At 56.4% G+C, this 14,200-nt stretch carries 14 protein-coding genes and 1 tRNA gene; 10 read left to right on the forward strand and 5 right to left on the reverse strand.

Translation table 11 applies throughout. The features are described from left to right. Window positions 1-57: 57 nt before the first annotated feature. From murI to hemA, 5 genes are read right to left on the reverse strand one after another with little or no spacing between them, the layout of a single operon-like run. Window positions 58-849, reverse strand: a complete 792-nt coding sequence (murI, locus tag ACVVH8_RS24905) for a glutamate racemase (RefSeq protein ID WP_475226871.1) — start codon at window positions 847-849, stop codon at window positions 58-60. Continuing rightward, complete coding sequence (locus ACVVH8_RS24910) at window positions 842-1,597, reverse strand: molybdopterin-synthase adenylyltransferase MoeB (RefSeq protein ID WP_103306077.1); 756 nt, start codon at window positions 1,595-1,597, stop codon at window positions 842-844. The genes murI and ACVVH8_RS24910 overlap by 8 nt, the downstream gene beginning before the upstream one ends. Next, window positions 1,591-2,421 carry a peptide chain release factor N(5)-glutamine methyltransferase gene (gene prmC / locus ACVVH8_RS24915; RefSeq protein WP_213026575.1) on the reverse strand — a complete coding sequence of 277 codons (831 nt, stop codon included), beginning with the start codon at window positions 2,419-2,421 and terminating at the stop codon, window positions 1,591-1,593. The genes ACVVH8_RS24910 and prmC overlap by 7 nt, the downstream gene beginning before the upstream one ends. Continuing rightward, window positions 2,422-3,504: a peptide chain release factor 1 gene (gene prfA / locus ACVVH8_RS24920; RefSeq protein WP_103306075.1), complete on the reverse strand. Its 1,083-nt coding sequence runs from the start codon at window positions 3,502-3,504 to the stop codon at window positions 2,422-2,424. It lies immediately after the preceding gene. Continuing rightward, the gene (gene hemA, locus ACVVH8_RS24925) at window positions 3,501-4,787 is read right to left on the reverse strand and encodes a glutamyl-tRNA reductase (RefSeq protein ID WP_103306074.1); all 1,287 of its coding nucleotides are present in this window, start codon (window positions 4,785-4,787) and stop codon (window positions 3,501-3,503) included. The genes prfA and hemA overlap by 4 nt, the downstream gene beginning before the upstream one ends. A 182-nt stretch (window positions 4,788-4,969) precedes the next feature. On the opposite strand from hemA, the gene ACVVH8_RS24930 reads away from it, so the two are divergent. The 10 genes from ACVVH8_RS24930 (at window position 4,970) to ACVVH8_RS24975 (ending at window position 14,190) form a co-directional block, all read left to right on the forward strand. After that, a complete protein-coding gene (locus ACVVH8_RS24930; RefSeq protein WP_103306073.1) occupies window positions 4,970-6,694 on the forward strand; it encodes a tetratricopeptide repeat protein in 1,725 nt (574 codons plus the stop codon). A 3-nt stretch (window positions 6,695-6,697) separates the two neighbouring features. Next, window positions 6,698-7,315, forward strand: a complete 618-nt coding sequence (gene lolB, locus ACVVH8_RS24935; RefSeq protein ID WP_213026576.1) for a lipoprotein insertase outer membrane protein LolB — start codon at window positions 6,698-6,700, stop codon at window positions 7,313-7,315. A 3-nt stretch (window positions 7,316-7,318) separates the two neighbouring features. Continuing rightward, entirely contained in the window at window positions 7,319-8,170 is an 852-nt protein-coding gene (ispE, locus tag ACVVH8_RS24940; protein ID WP_103306071.1) for a 4-(cytidine 5'-diphospho)-2-C-methyl-D-erythritol kinase, read from the forward strand. A 36-nt stretch (window positions 8,171-8,206) separates the two neighbouring features. After that, window positions 8,207-8,281 (forward strand) — tRNA-Gln (locus tag ACVVH8_RS24945). 45 nt (window positions 8,282-8,326) lie between these two features. Further along, window positions 8,327-9,268 (forward strand): ribose-phosphate pyrophosphokinase, encoded by a 942-nt coding sequence (locus ACVVH8_RS24950; RefSeq protein ID WP_003171603.1) that lies wholly within the window; start codon window positions 8,327-8,329, stop codon window positions 9,266-9,268. A gap of 141 nt (window positions 9,269-9,409) precedes the next feature. Continuing rightward, window positions 9,410-10,009 (forward strand): 50S ribosomal protein L25/general stress protein Ctc, encoded by a 600-nt coding sequence (locus ACVVH8_RS24955; protein WP_103306070.1) that lies wholly within the window; start codon window positions 9,410-9,412, stop codon window positions 10,007-10,009. Between the two features lie 166 nt (window positions 10,010-10,175). Beyond that, window positions 10,176-10,760: an aminoacyl-tRNA hydrolase gene (gene pth / locus ACVVH8_RS24960; RefSeq protein WP_103306069.1), complete on the forward strand. Its 585-nt coding sequence runs from the start codon at window positions 10,176-10,178 to the stop codon at window positions 10,758-10,760. 22 nt (window positions 10,761-10,782) lie between these two features. After that, complete coding sequence (gene ychF / locus ACVVH8_RS24965) at window positions 10,783-11,883, forward strand: redox-regulated ATPase YchF (RefSeq protein ID WP_103306068.1); 1,101 nt, start codon at window positions 10,783-10,785, stop codon at window positions 11,881-11,883. A 112-nt stretch (window positions 11,884-11,995) separates the two neighbouring features. Then, a complete protein-coding gene (locus ACVVH8_RS24970; protein ID WP_475226874.1) occupies window positions 11,996-13,627 on the forward strand; it encodes an anti-phage dCTP deaminase in 1,632 nt (543 codons plus the stop codon). Further along, on the forward strand, window positions 13,624-14,190 hold the full coding sequence (locus tag ACVVH8_RS24975; RefSeq protein ID WP_475226877.1) for a hypothetical protein: 567 nt from the start codon (window positions 13,624-13,626) through the stop codon (window positions 14,188-14,190). The genes ACVVH8_RS24970 and ACVVH8_RS24975 overlap by 4 nt, the downstream gene beginning before the upstream one ends. Window positions 14,191-14,200 lie beyond the last annotated feature (10 nt).

Consider the following 14,200-nt stretch of genomic DNA (forward strand, 5'->3'; position numbering starts at 1 on the left):
TAGAAGTCAGCGCTTGATCAGAAGTTCAGCTGATTTTTCGGTTATTTCACATTTTTTTTACAAACTGAAGTTTTGCACGTCGCCCACGGTCTGCCCCAACAGCGGCAGGGTTTTGCGGAAGTGCTGCGGGTCACCACTGGTCCAGAATCTGACCGCTTGGTCGGCCCCCTCAGCGAGCAAGTCGCGTTCGGCCAAAAGACGTTGAAGTTGCCGCGCCACGGCGGCGCCGGTATCGATCAGGCTGATGGTCTCGGGGACCATCGACTTGAGCATCGGCTTGAGGAAGGGATAGTGCGTGCAGCCGAGAATAATAGTGTCACACCCGTTGGCCAACAGCGGATCGACATAGCTTTGCAGCAACTGGCGCAGCTCGGCGCTGCGCAGATCGCCGCTCTCGATCAACTCGACCAGACCCGGGCACGGCTGAGTGACCACCCGCACATCGGTGGCAAAGCGGTCGAGCAAAGCGGCGAACTTGGCACTCTGCAAAGTGCCGGTAGTGGCGAGCACGCCGACCACACCACTGCGGGTCGCGGCGGCAGCCGGTTTGACCGCTGGTTCCATGCCAACGATCGGCCAGTCGGGAAAATCACGGCGCAGATCGGCCGCAGCGGCGACGGTGGCGGTATTGCAGGCAACCACCAATGCCTTGGCGCCCTGCTCGCGGAAAAAACGCGCCATCACGCCGCAGCGTTGGCGAATGAATTCCGGGGTTTTCTCGCCGTAAGGAATGTGCCCGCAATCGGCGAAATACAGCAGCGATTCATTGGGCAGCAAGCGCTGGATTTCCGCCAATACCGACAAGCCGCCGACACCGGAATCGAACACCGCGATCGGTGCCTCACGCATGGCGCGATCCGCAAACGCTGCAACCCGGATCACGCTTGACCCGCAACTCGCGGAATCGCGAACCCAGAGCATCGATCAACAACAAGCGGCCCACCAGTGGTTCACCGAAGCCGACCAACACTTTCAACGCCTCAAGCGCCTGCAGACTGCCGACCAGGCCAACCAGCGGCCCGACCACACCTGCTTCGCTGCAGGTCAGTTCGGCTTCGCTGCCGTGCCCGTACAAACAGTGGTAGCACGGGCTCTCGGGGCGACGCGGATCGAACACCGAGAGTTGCCCCTCAAGGCGAATCGCCGCGCCGCTGACCAAGGGTTTGCCTGCGGCCACGCACGCCGCGTTGACCGCTTCACGCGTGGAAAAATTATCGGAACAGTCGAGCACCAGATCCACCGCCGTCACGGCAGCGGCGAGGGAATCCTCGTCCAGCGCCTGACGATGGGCGACCAGTTTGATTTCGGGATTGATCGCCCCCAGACGCTTGAGCGCCGAGTCGACCTTGCTCATGCCGACGCTGTCTGTGTCATGAATAATCTGGCGTTGCAGGTTGGTCAGATCGACCGTGTCGAAATCCGCCAGATGCAGCTCACCGACTCCGGCCGCCGCCAAGTACAGGGCCACCGGTGCACCGAGACCGCCGAGGCCGACGATCAACACACGACTGTCTTTGAGCTTCAACTGACCATCAATGTCGATGTGTTGCAGCAGAATCTGTCGGCTGTAACGCAGCAGCTCTTGATCATTCAGCACGGCAGGCGCCCCAGACTGATCCGTTGATGGCCGCCCAGATCGGTGCGGCTGTGGACTTCTTCGAAACCGCGCGTCAGCAGCAGATCACGCACGGCTTCGGCTTGATCATAGCCATGTTCGAGCATCAGCCAGCCGCCGGCCTGCAGATGCTCCGGCGCCTGGTCGACGATCAGGCGCAGATCGTCGAGCCCGTCTTCACCGGCTACCAGCGCACTGGCTGGTTCGAAGCGCACATCGCCCTCGACCAGATGCGGATCAGCGGCGGCAATGTACGGCGGGTTGCTGATGATCAGCTGGAACTGCTGACCTTCCAGCGCGCTGAACCAATGGCTGCTCAGCACGGTAGCGTTGTTCAAGTGCAGGCGTTGGCGATTGCGTTCAGCCAGGGCCACCGCTTCCAGTACACGGTCCACGGCGGTGACTTTCCACGCCGGACGCTCGCTGGCCAGGGCCAAAGCAATCGCGCCGCTGCCGGTGCCGAGATCGAGCACTTTGGCCGGGGTCGCGGGCAGCAATTCCAGCGCCGCTTCCACCAGCAGTTCAGTGTCCGGACGCGGGATCAGCGTGTGCGGCGCGACTTCCAGATCGAGTTTCCAGAAACCTTGCTGGCCGAGAATGTAGGCCACCGGCTCGCCGCCGCGACGACGTTGCAGGTACTCGGCAAAGGTCAGCGCGGCTTCACTCGGCACGATGCGCTCGGGCCAGGTGTGGAGAAAACTGCGTGACTTGCCCAGCGCAGCGGCGAGTAGCAATTCGGCGTCCAGACGCGCAGTCGGCGAGTCCGGCAATTCGGCGGCACGCAACAGGCTGGCAATGATGGTCATTTATTCACCTATCGCTGCGAGTTGGTCAGCCTGATATTCGGCCAGCAACGGCTCGATCACCGCTTCAACGCCACCGGCGAGAATTTCATCCAGCGAGTACAGAGTCAGGTTGACGCGGTGGTCGGTGACCCGGCCCTGGGCAAAGTTGTAAGTGCGGATGCGCTCGGAGCGGTCACCGGAGCCGACGAGCAATTTACGCTCGCTGGCGATGGCATTCGCCGCCGCTGCGGTTTGCTGATCGTTGAGCTTGGCCGACAACCAGGCCATCGCTCGGGCACGGTTCTTGTGCTGGGAACGCTCTTCCTGACACTCGACGACAGTGCCGGTCGGTATGTGCGTGATACGGATCGCCGAGTCGGTGGTGTTGACGTGCTGACCACCGGCCCCGGAGGAGCGGAACGTGTCGACGCGCAAATCCGCCGGGTTGATCTCGATGGCTTCGCGCTCGTCCGGCTCAGGCAACACTGCCACGGTGCAGGCCGAGGTGTGGATACGGCCTTGGGATTCGGTGGCGGGCACACGCTGTACACGGTGCGCGCCGGACTCGAATTTCAACTTGCCGTAAACGTTGTCGCCCTCGATGCGAGCGATGACTTCTTTATAGCCACCGTGTTCGCCTTCGTTCTCCGAGAGAATTTCCACACGCCAGCCGCGACGCTCGGCATAACGCGAGTACATGCGGAACAGGTCGCCGGAGAATATTGCCGCCTCGTCGCCGCCGGTGCCGGCGCGAATTTCGAGGAAGACGTTGCGGCCGTCATTCGGATCCTTGGGCAGCAACATGCGTTGCAGGTCGGATTCCAGGGTGATCAGCAATTCCTTGGCTTCGCGGACTTCTTCCACAGCCATTTCGCGCATGTCCGGGTCGCTGTCCTTGAGCAGCGCCTGCGCGCCTTCAAGATCGCTTTGTACGCTGAGCAGCTTTTGATAGGCGTGTACGACCGGCTCGAGTTCGGCGTATTCCTTGGAATAGGCGCGGAACTTGGCCTGATCGGCAATGATTTCGCCATCGCCGAGCAGCGCGGTCAGTTCCTCGAATCGGTCCTGGAGGGTGTCCAGCTTATTGTGCAGTGACGCTTTCATTGCGGTTTTTTATCCGAAAAGCTATCCGGTGAGCCCTCGAGGGCGAAGAGTTCCTGAGCCATGGCCAGCGCATCGAGGCGGCCTTCGGCAGAAAGCTTTTTCAATTGCACGCTGGGCGCATGCAAGAGTTTATTGGTCAGGCCACGGGCCAGTTGCCCGAGCACGTCTTCGGCGTTGCCGCCGTTGGCCAGCAGACGCAGGGCCTTTTGCAGCTCTTCGTCACGCAGACGCTCGCTCTGTTGACGATAGGCCTTGAGCACGTCGACCGCTGCCAGCTCGCGCAGGCGCACCATGAAATCGTCGGCGCCAACCGAGACCATTTCTTCGGCCGCCTGGGCTGCACCCTGGCGGCTCTTGAGATTTTCGGCGACCACTTCGTGGAGATCATCGACGCTATAGAGGTAAACGTCGTCCAACTCGCCGACTTCCGGTTCGATATCCCGGGGAACGGCAATGTCGACCATGAAGATCGGTTTGTGCTTGCGCAGCTTCAACGCGCTCTCGACTGCGCCTTTACCCAGAATCGGCAACTGACTGGCGGTCGAACTGATGACGATGTCGCTGCGCACCAGTTCTGCCGGGATGTCCGAGAGCAGCACCGCGTGAGCGCCGAACTGTTCAGCCAAAAGGCTGGCGCGCTCCAGCGTACGGTTGGCGACGACGATGCGTTTGACCCCCAGCTCATGCAGGTGACGGGCGACCAGGGTGATGGTCTCGCCGGCGCCGATCAGCAAGGCCTGGCTGCGTTGCAGGTCGCTGAAAATCTGCTTGGCCAGGCTGACCGCGGCAAATGCCACGGACACCGGGTTTTCGCCGATCGCGGTGTCGGTGCGTACTTGCTTGGCGGCGTTGAACGTCGCTTGAAACAGTCGCCCCAGCAGCGGGCCGATGGTGCCGGCCTCGCGGGCCACGGCGTAGGCCGATTTCATCTGGCCGAGAATCTGCGGTTCGCCCAGCACTAGCGAGTCGAGCCCGGAGGCGACGCGCATCATGTGACGAACTGCCGCATCATCTTCATGCACATAAGCACTCGCGCGCAGCTCATCGAGGCTTAAATGGTGATAGTCGGCCAGCCAGCGCAGCACGATATCCGCAGAAAGCTGATCCTGTTCTATATAAAGCTCACTGCGATTGCAGGTGGAGAGGATCGCAGCTTCGCGGCTGTCGGTAATTCGGCAGAGCTGCTGCAGGGCCTCAACCAGCTGCTCAGGGGTAAAGGCCACGCGCTCGCGGACGTCTACTGAAGCAGTCTTGTGGTTAATACCAAGTGCAAGGAAGGCCATTCAAGGTCGCTGATGGTGACGTGAAGCCGGCAATTGTCCACCTTCGTCAGATTCAGAACAACTACCGCTGACTATTGTCCCAATTGTCAGCCCCTATAATGGGCACAATTGAGACTCGGTTATGTTTGACCGAAGGCTTGTGTCATGATGATCCGACCGCAGGTTAGTCGTCCTCTTCCTATATGAATAGATCCTCCGCGTTGCTCCTTGCTTTTGTCTTCCTCAGCGGCTGCCAGGCCATGGCCCCCGTTTCGCAGGACGGTGCCTCACCGGTCGAAGACACCACGCCCGCGCCTGAAAAGCCCAAGGTTTACAGCTCGTTCAGCGAAGAAACCGTGTTCAGCCTGCTGAGCGCAGAACTCGCTGGCCAGCGCAATCGTTTCGACATTGCCCTGGACAACTACGTGACCCAGGCCATCAATACGCAGGATCCCGGCGTTTCCGAGCGCGCATTCCGTATTGCTGAATACCTCGGCGCGGATCAGCCAGCGCTGGATACTGCGCTTATCTGGGCGAAAAATGCTCCGGACGATCTCGAAGCGCAACGCGCCGCCGCCGTGCAACTGGCGCGCGCCGGGCGCTATGACGACTCGATGGTCTATATGGAGAAAGTCCTGCAGGGCAAGGGCGACACCCATTTCGACTTCCTCGCGCTGTCGGCAGCCGATACCGATCAGGAGACCCGCAACGGTCTGATGAAAAGTTTCGACCGTTTGTTGCAACGCCACCCGAAGAACAGCCAGCTGATTTTCGGCAAGGCCCTGCTCTTGCAGCAGGACGGCGACAACAAAGCGGCGCTGACCCTGCTTGAAGACAATCCACCGGAAGACGGCGAAATCGCCCCGATTCTGCTGCGCGCACGCCTGCTGCAAACCATGAATCGTGGTGACGAAGCACTGCCGCTGCTGCGCAAAAGCATCAAGAAGTACCCGGACGACAAGCGTCTGCGCCTGACCTATGCGCGCACGCTGGTCGAACAGGACCGGATGGACGACGCCAAGGCCGAGTTCTCCAGCCTCGTTCAGCAATACCCGGAAGACGACGAACTGCGCTACTCGCTGGCGCTGGTATGCCTGGAAGCCAAGGCCTGGGATGAGGCCAAAGGGTATCTGGAAGACCTGATCGCCCGGGAAAGCCACGTTGATTCGGCGCACTTGAACCTCGGTCGCATCGCCGAAGAACGCAACGACCCGCAAGGCGCATTGATCGAATACGCCCAGGTTGGCCCGGGTAATGATTATCTGCCGGCGCAATTGCGTCAGGCCGATATCCTGATGAACAACGGCAAAACCGCCGAAGCACAAAGCAAACTGGCGGCCGAGCGCGACGCACAACCCGATTACGCGATCCAGTTGTACCTGATCGAATCGGAAACCCTGTCGGCCAATAAACAGGACGACAAGGCCTGGAAAACCTTGCAGCAAGCCTTGCTGCAATACCCGGACGATCTGAATCTGCTGTACACCCGTGCCATGCTCGCGGAAAAACGCAATGACCTGGGGCAGATGGAAAAAGACCTGCGCCTGATCATCAAGCGTGACCCGGACAACGCCATGGCGCTGAACGCTCTGGGCTACACCCTTTCCGATCGCACGACTCGTTACGCTGAAGCCAAAGCGCTGATCGAGCAGGCACACCAGATCAATCCGGAAGACCCGGCGGTACTCGACAGCCTCGGCTGGGTGAATTTCCGCATGGGCAATCTGGACGACGCCGAGAAATACCTGCGCCAGGCGCTGGAGCGTTTCCCTGACCACGAAGTCGCCGCGCATCTGGGCGAAGTGTTGTGGGTCAAGGGCAACCAGCGCGAAGCCAAGCAAGTCTGGGGCAAATTCCTCAAGGATCAGCCCGACAGCACCATTCTGCGCAGCACCATCAAGCGCCTGACCGGATCCGAGACCCTTTAACTCATGTTTTTGCGCCACGTTATTGTTTTCAGCTTCATCGCCCTGCTCGCTGGCTGCTCGGGTTTTGGTACTCGCGAATCGGTCGAGGGCCACGGCAGTCCCGCTCAATGGGCCGCGAACAAACAACAGCTGACCGGCCTCGACGGCTGGCAGATTGACGGCAAGATCGGCATCCGCGCACCGAAAGATTCCGGTAGCGGCACGTTGTTCTGGCTGCAACGTCAGGATTACTACGACATCCGCCTGTCCGGCCCGTTGGGTCGCGGCGCGGCACGTCTGACCGGGCGTCCGGGCAAGGTGGCGCTGGAAGTCGCCAACCAGGGTCGCTACGAATCGCAATCGCCGGAAGCTTTGCTTGAAGAGCAACTGGGCTGGAAATTGCCGGTGTCGAATCTGGCCTGGTGGGTCCGTGGCCTGCCTGCACCAGACAGCAAAAGCCGCCTGAATCTGGACGCCGACAGCCGTCTGGCCAACCTTGAACAGGATGGCTGGAAAGTCGAATACACCGCTTACACCGAACAAAATGGTTACTGGTTGCCAGAACGCATCAAGCTGCACGGCACCGACCTCGACGTAACGCTGGTGATCAAAACCTGGCAACCGCGCAAGTTGGGGCAATAACCCATGACCGCTGCACGTCTGACCCTGCCCTCGCCGGCCAAACTCAATCTGATGCTGCACATTCTTGGTCGCCGTGAAGACGGTTACCACGAGTTGCAGACACTGTTTCAGTTTGTCGATTACGGCGATGAAATCACGTTTGCCGTGCGCGATGACGGCGTGATTCAACTGCACACTGAATTCGCAGGCGTTCCCCACGACAGCAACCTGATCGTGCGCGCAGCAAAAATGCTCCAGGCACAATCTGGCTGTGCGCTCGGCATCGACATCTGGATCGACAAGGTGCTGCCCATGGGCGGCGGCATTGGTGGCGGCAGTTCGAACGCGGCAACCACTTTGCTCGGGCTCAATCATTTGTGGCAGTTGGGGTGGGATGAGGATCGCCTGGCCGGACTGGGCCTGACGCTTGGTGCTGACGTGCCGGTTTTCGTCCGTGGCCACGCGGCGTTTGCCGAGGGCGTGGGCGAAAAACTCACCCCTGTCGATCCCGAAGAACCTTGGTATCTGGTACTCGTGCCGCAAGTCTCTGTAAGTACGGCAGAAATTTTTTCCGATCCTTTGTTGACACGTAACACGCCGCCCATTAAAGTGCGCCCCGTTCCCGAGGGAAACAGTCGAAATGACTGCTTGCCGGTGGTTGCAAGGCGTTATCCGGAAGTACGTAACGCGTTGGATTTGTTAGGTAAATTTACCGAAGCAAAGCTCACCGGAACTGGAAGTTGTGTGTTTGGGGGCTTCCCAAGCAAAGCTGAAGCTGATAAAGTCTCGGCCCTTCTGACAGAGACCCTTACAGGGTTTGTAGCAAAAGGAAGCAACGTTTCGATGTTGCATCGCAAGCTGCAAAGTCTGCTCTAAAGGAACCAAGTGCTCGGCACTTGATGCAACAGATACAGGGGCGTCGCCAAGCGGTAAGGCAGCAGGTTTTGATCCTGCCATGCGTTGGTTCGAATCCAGCCGCCCCTGCCATTTTCTATACTCATCCAGGTTACCCTCAGCCTCTAGGTACTGCGCGTGTCCAAGATGATGGTCTTTACGGGGAACGCTAACCCCGATCTGGCTCGGCGTGTTGTACGTCAGCTGCATATCCCTCTCGGTGACATCTCTGTCGGTAAATTTTCCGACGGCGAAATTACTGCCGAGATCAATGAAAACGTTCGCGGTAAAGACGTTTTCATTATTCAGCCGACTTGCGCCCCGACCAACGATAACCTGATGGAACTGGTAGTGATGGCTGATGCCTTCCGCCGCTCCTCGGCTACTCGTATCACTGCTGTTATTCCTTATTTTGGTTATGCCCGTCAGGATCGCCGTCCGCGTTCCGCACGTGTGGCTATCAGCGCGAAAGTCGTTGCTGACATGCTTACCGTAGTCGGCATCGACCGTGTTCTCACGGTTGATCTGCATGCTGACCAGATTCAGGGTTTCTTCGATATTCCGGTAGATAACATCTACGGCTCCCCGGTTCTGGTGGATGACATTGAAGATCAGCGCTTCGAAAACCTGATGATCGTGTCCCCGGACATTGGTGGCGTCGTGCGTGCACGTGCTGTTGCCAAGTCGCTGGGCGTGGACCTCGGGATCATCGACAAACGCCGTGAGAAAGCCAATCACTCTGAAGTGATGCATATCATCGGTGATGTCGAAGGGCGTACCTGCATTCTGGTCGATGACATGGTCGATACCGCCGGCACTCTGTGCCACGCGGCCAAGGCCTTGAAAGAGCATGGCGCAGCCAAGGTCTTTGCCTACTGCACACACCCTGTGCTGTCGGGTCGGGCCATCGAGAATATCGAAAATTCCGTGCTGGACGAGCTGGTGGTGACTAACACCATCCCGCTGTCCGCTGCAGCACAAGCCTGTGCACGTATCCGTCAACTGGATATCGCACCGGTTGTTGCCGAAGCGGTTCGCCGCATCAGCAATGAAGAATCGATCAGCGCGATGTTCCGTTAAGGGCCCTGCCCTTCTCGAAATGTCTCGTTGACGAAAAGCGCCCCGCCCCGGCATTCCTGTCGGGGCGGGGCTTTTTTGCCCATACCGTGTTCGGCGCTGGTCGCAAACGCCACTCGGTCATGGCTATTTTGGAGATACAAAATGAACGATTTTACTCTGAATGCTGAAGTGCGTTCCGACCTGGGGAAAGGTGCGAGCCGCCGCCTGCGTCGTCTCGCCGCTCTGGTTCCAGCTGTTGTTTACGGTGGCGACAAAGCCCCTGAATCCATCAGCATGCTGGCCAAAGAAGTTGCCAAACTGCTCGAAAACGATGCTGCTTACAGCCACGTTATCGAACTGAACGTTGGCGGCACCAAGCAGAACGTCATCATCAAAGCTCTGCAACGTCACCCATCTAAAGGCCACGTGCTGCACGCTGACTTCGTACGCGTTGTAGCCGGTCAGAAACTGACCGCTATCGTGCCAGTTCACTTCGTCGGTGAAGAAGCTCCGATCAAGAAAGGCGGCGAAATCTCGCACGTCCTGAACGAAATCGAAGTGACCTGCCTGCCGAAAGATCTGCCTGAGTTCATCGAAGTCGACCTGTCGGCTCTGGAAATCGGCGCGATCGTTCACCTGTCCGACCTCAAAGCCCCTAAAGGCGTTGAGTTCGTTGCACTGGCTCACGGCGACGACAAAGCTGTTGCAAACGTACACGCTCCACGCGTTGCTCCAGAAGCTGAAGAAGGCGCTGCAGAGTAATTCACTCTGTATTGCCGGAGCTTGAGGAAACATCGCGGACCGAAACGTAGCGAGAAAGCGGGCGAGAACGCGGCGTTTACTCTTGAGTAAATGAAGTTTTTCGTCCACTTTCGCCGCACTCACTGACGGCGATGTTATCCACAACTCCAAAGGAAGGGCCCCTATCGTGACTGCCATAAAACTGATCGTTGGCCTGGGAAATCCAGGCGCCGAATACGACCAGACCCGGCATAACGCAGGGGCCCTTTTTGTTGAGCGCATCGCAGCTGCACAAGATGTAAACCTTGTCGCCGATCGCAAATATTTCGGCCTGACCGGGCGCTACTCGCATCAAGGTCAGGATGTTCGTCTGCTGATTCCCACCACCTACATGAACCGCAGCGGCCAGGCCGTGGCGGCACTCGCCGGATTCTTCCGCATCAAGCCTGAAGAAATCCTGGTGGCGCATGACGAACTCGATCTGCCTCCGGGCGTCGCCAAGCTCAAGCAGGGCGGCGGCCATGGCGGTCACAACGGGTTGCGCGACATCATTGCGCAACTGGGCAATCAGAATACGTTCTACCGTCTGCGGCTTGGCATCGGCCACCCGGGCGTCGCCAGTATGGTTTCAAATTTCGTCCTGGGTCGTGCGCCACGCGCCGAACAGGAAAAACTCGATGCCAGCATCGACTTTGCCCTCGGCGTGCTGCCGGATATCCTCGCCGGTGAATGGAACCGCGCGATGAAAAACCTGCACAGCCAGAAGGCCTGACTCTTATCCGAGGGGAAACACCATGGGATTCAATTGCGGCATCGTCGGCCTGCCTAACGTCGGCAAGTCCACCCTGTTCAACGCCCTGACCAAATCCGGTATCGCGGCCGAGAACTTCCCCTTCTGCACCATCGAGCCGAACAGCGGCATCGTGCCGATGCCGGACCCGCGTCTGGAAGCCTTGGCGGCCATCGTCAATCCGAAGCGCATCCTGCCGACCACCATGGAATTCGTCGACATCGCGGGCCTCGTTGCCGGCGCCTCGAAAGGTGAAGGCCTGGGCAACAAGTTCCTCGCGAATATCCGTGAGACCGACGCCATCGCTCACGTGGTGCGCTGCTTCGAAGACGACAACGTGATCCACGTTTCCAACAGCGTCGACCCGAAACGCGACATCGAAATCATCGACCTGGAACTGATCTTCGCCGACCTCGACAGCTGCGAGAAGCAACTGCAGAAAGTCGCGCGTAACGCCAAGGGCGGTGACAAGGACGCAGTCGTTCAGAAAGCCCTGCTTGAGCAACTGATCGCGCACTTCACCGAAGCCAAGCCTGCACGCAGCCTGATGAAGAACATGAGCGCTGACGAAAAAGCAGTGATCAAGGGCTTCCACCTGCTGACCACCAAACCGGTCATGTACATCGCCAACGTCGCTGAAGACGGTTTCGAGAACAATCCGCACCTGGACGTGGTCAAGGCTATCGCCGAAGAAGAAGGCGCCATGGTCGTTCCGGTTTGCAACAAGATCGAAGCGGAAATCGCCGAGCTTGATGACGGCGAAGAGAAGGACATGTTCCTCGAGGCCCTGGGCCTGGAAGAGCCTGGCCTGAACCGCGTGATCCGCGCCGGCTACGAAATGCTGCACCTGCAGACCTACTTCACCGCCGGTGTCGAAGAAGTCCGCGCCTGGACCGTCAAAGTCGGTGCCACCGCACCTCAGGCTGCTGGCGTGATCCACACCGACTTCGAGAAAGGCTTCATCCGCGCCGAAGTGATCGCCTACAACGACTTCATCCAGTACAAGGGCGAAGCCGGTACCAAAGAAGCCGGTAAATGGCGCCTGGAAGGCAAGGACTACATCGTCAAAGACGGCGACGTGATGCACTTCCGTTTCAATGTTTAATGCACAAACCTGAGTTTTTATCTAAGCTCACGTGATAAAAGCCAAAAGGTAGAGAGCATTAGCTCTCTATTTTTATAAAACGCCAAAAGTACATCATAAAAGGAAGTTTAAGATGGCAGCCCCCCAAACCCAGCCCCGTACAGCTTCAAATGATGCAGGTCAGGGGGCAAGCACCGTCCTAAATGGACTAATTTCAAAAGAGTTAGTTTTTGCGGTAGTCGGCCCAGTGGGTTCTGGCACAAGCTGGGTAGCCAATGCGTTGCAAGATCAGCTTAGAAAAAGTGTAAAAAATTCTGAAGTACATATTTTAAAAGCCAGTGATGCGATTGAGGCATGGGCAAAAAGCAATCAGATCGCCATTGATTCTGATACTGCCTTGAACCGCGCACGCTCACTCCAAGATGCTGGAGACAGAATTAGAGAGACCGACACAGCTGGCGTTGCAGTCAATCTAATTTCAGCTATTCAAAAGACTCGCACAAAGAACACAGACAAAACTAGCGACGCCGCCACTGATAAAATATATCGAATCTATATTCTCGACTCTTTAAAACACCCAGCTGAGGTCGCACTATTAAGAAGCGTATACCAAGAGGCATTTTGCTTAGTTGGTGTAGTTTGTGAAAACGAGAGAAGAGAAGCTCGCCTGAATGAAAAAAAATGCAACGCATCCTCACCTGAAGAAATAAAAAAATTTGTTAGCCGCGATCAAGATTCGGGAATAGACAACGGACAAAAAGTTGCCGACACTTTTCATCTGGCCGATTTCTTCGTTGATAACACACCTGATCGTTTTATCGAAAAAAATGGTGAGCAAAAAGAAAACCCCGCTTGGATCGTAAACGAACAACTTGGCCGCCTTATCGACATACTTACATTCACAAAAGTAGTACGCCCAAATCCCAGCGAAACGGGAATGTTCCACGCCTACGGCGCCCAGATGACAAGTGCATGCCTTTCTCGCCAAGTAGGTGCAGCACTAATGGACGGGATAGGTAATCTAGTATCAACTGGAACCAATGAGGTGCCGAATGCTGGGGGTGGTGTATATGGAGGCAACCTAGTTTTCTCTAATGGATATGAAAGAGAAGATCACCGCTGCGCAGCGGGCAATGGTTATTGCAGCAGTAACCGCGAACAAGATGAAATCATCAAAGACCTGATAGTCAATGTTCCTGAGCTAAGTGGCGTCCAATTCGCCAATTTGAAAGCAAAACTCAAAGACACTCGCATTGGGAAACTATTGGAGTTTAGTCGAGCAGTTCACGCAGAGATGGATGCACTATTGAGCGCAGCACGAAAAGGTAGCTCACCGGTAGGCGGAAAACTCTACGTTACCACTTTTCCTTGTCACTATTGCGCTCGACATATCGTATCCGCTGGGGTGGACGAGGTCCAATATATCGAACCATATCCAAAAAGCTTGGCATTCCAGTTACACGGGGATGCAATCGAGCAAACTGCTCAGGATTGGATCGCTCCGAGTAACATCATTGCAAAGCTTTCATCCATCACCGACGCGACACATGTCGAACGCAAGGAAATAAAAGTATTATTTCGTCCATTTACCGGGGTCGCGCCGCGACTATACCGCCGTGCCTTTATGAAGAACAGACCATTGAAAAATAAGAATGGAGATTTTCACATCGGTGAACCGGTATGGGCATCAGGCTTACTACGCCTTAGCTATCAAGATGTTGAAGATAGATTGATTGCAAACAACTCGAACGCGGAGGACGCATGAACAATATTGTCAAGTCTAGTTTTTTACGGCTAGTCCCTGCTTCAAATAAAACGATTTATGATCAACCAAATTGCGAGGAGAGTACGATGTGGAACACACACGGCGCTAAGCAAAATGGAGATACTCTCATACTTTTAAGAGAATCTGATATTTTCAAAAAGGGAACTTTTTCTAATTTCGCAAGAAGATTTCGCCCTTCTTACATTGTTGACTTGAGATCTGTACCTAGACTCGACGTCCTGGCAGGCTCTAGAGCACTTACCTTCAGGCTTTTCGAAGAGCTTGATATAGAGTATTACGACTTTTTCGGAAGACTAGAACTAGATGATCACGACAACATAGATCAAATAGAAACCCAACTTATCAAATCATTCCAGACGATATCCAAGACACATAAAAATTCTCAACGACCTTTGGTTCTGTTTTTTGATGATGAAATTCTTCTGCAAAAATTTCGTCAAACTTTACCTCGAGCACTTACAAGTACGTCATTAAAACTTACCCACATAAATATTGCAGAATATAAATCAGGCTTTTTATCAGTCAACATGACTGGGGAATGAAAGCTAAAAA

This window comes from Pseudomonas trutticola BRTCR10 (assembly GCF_056155105.1).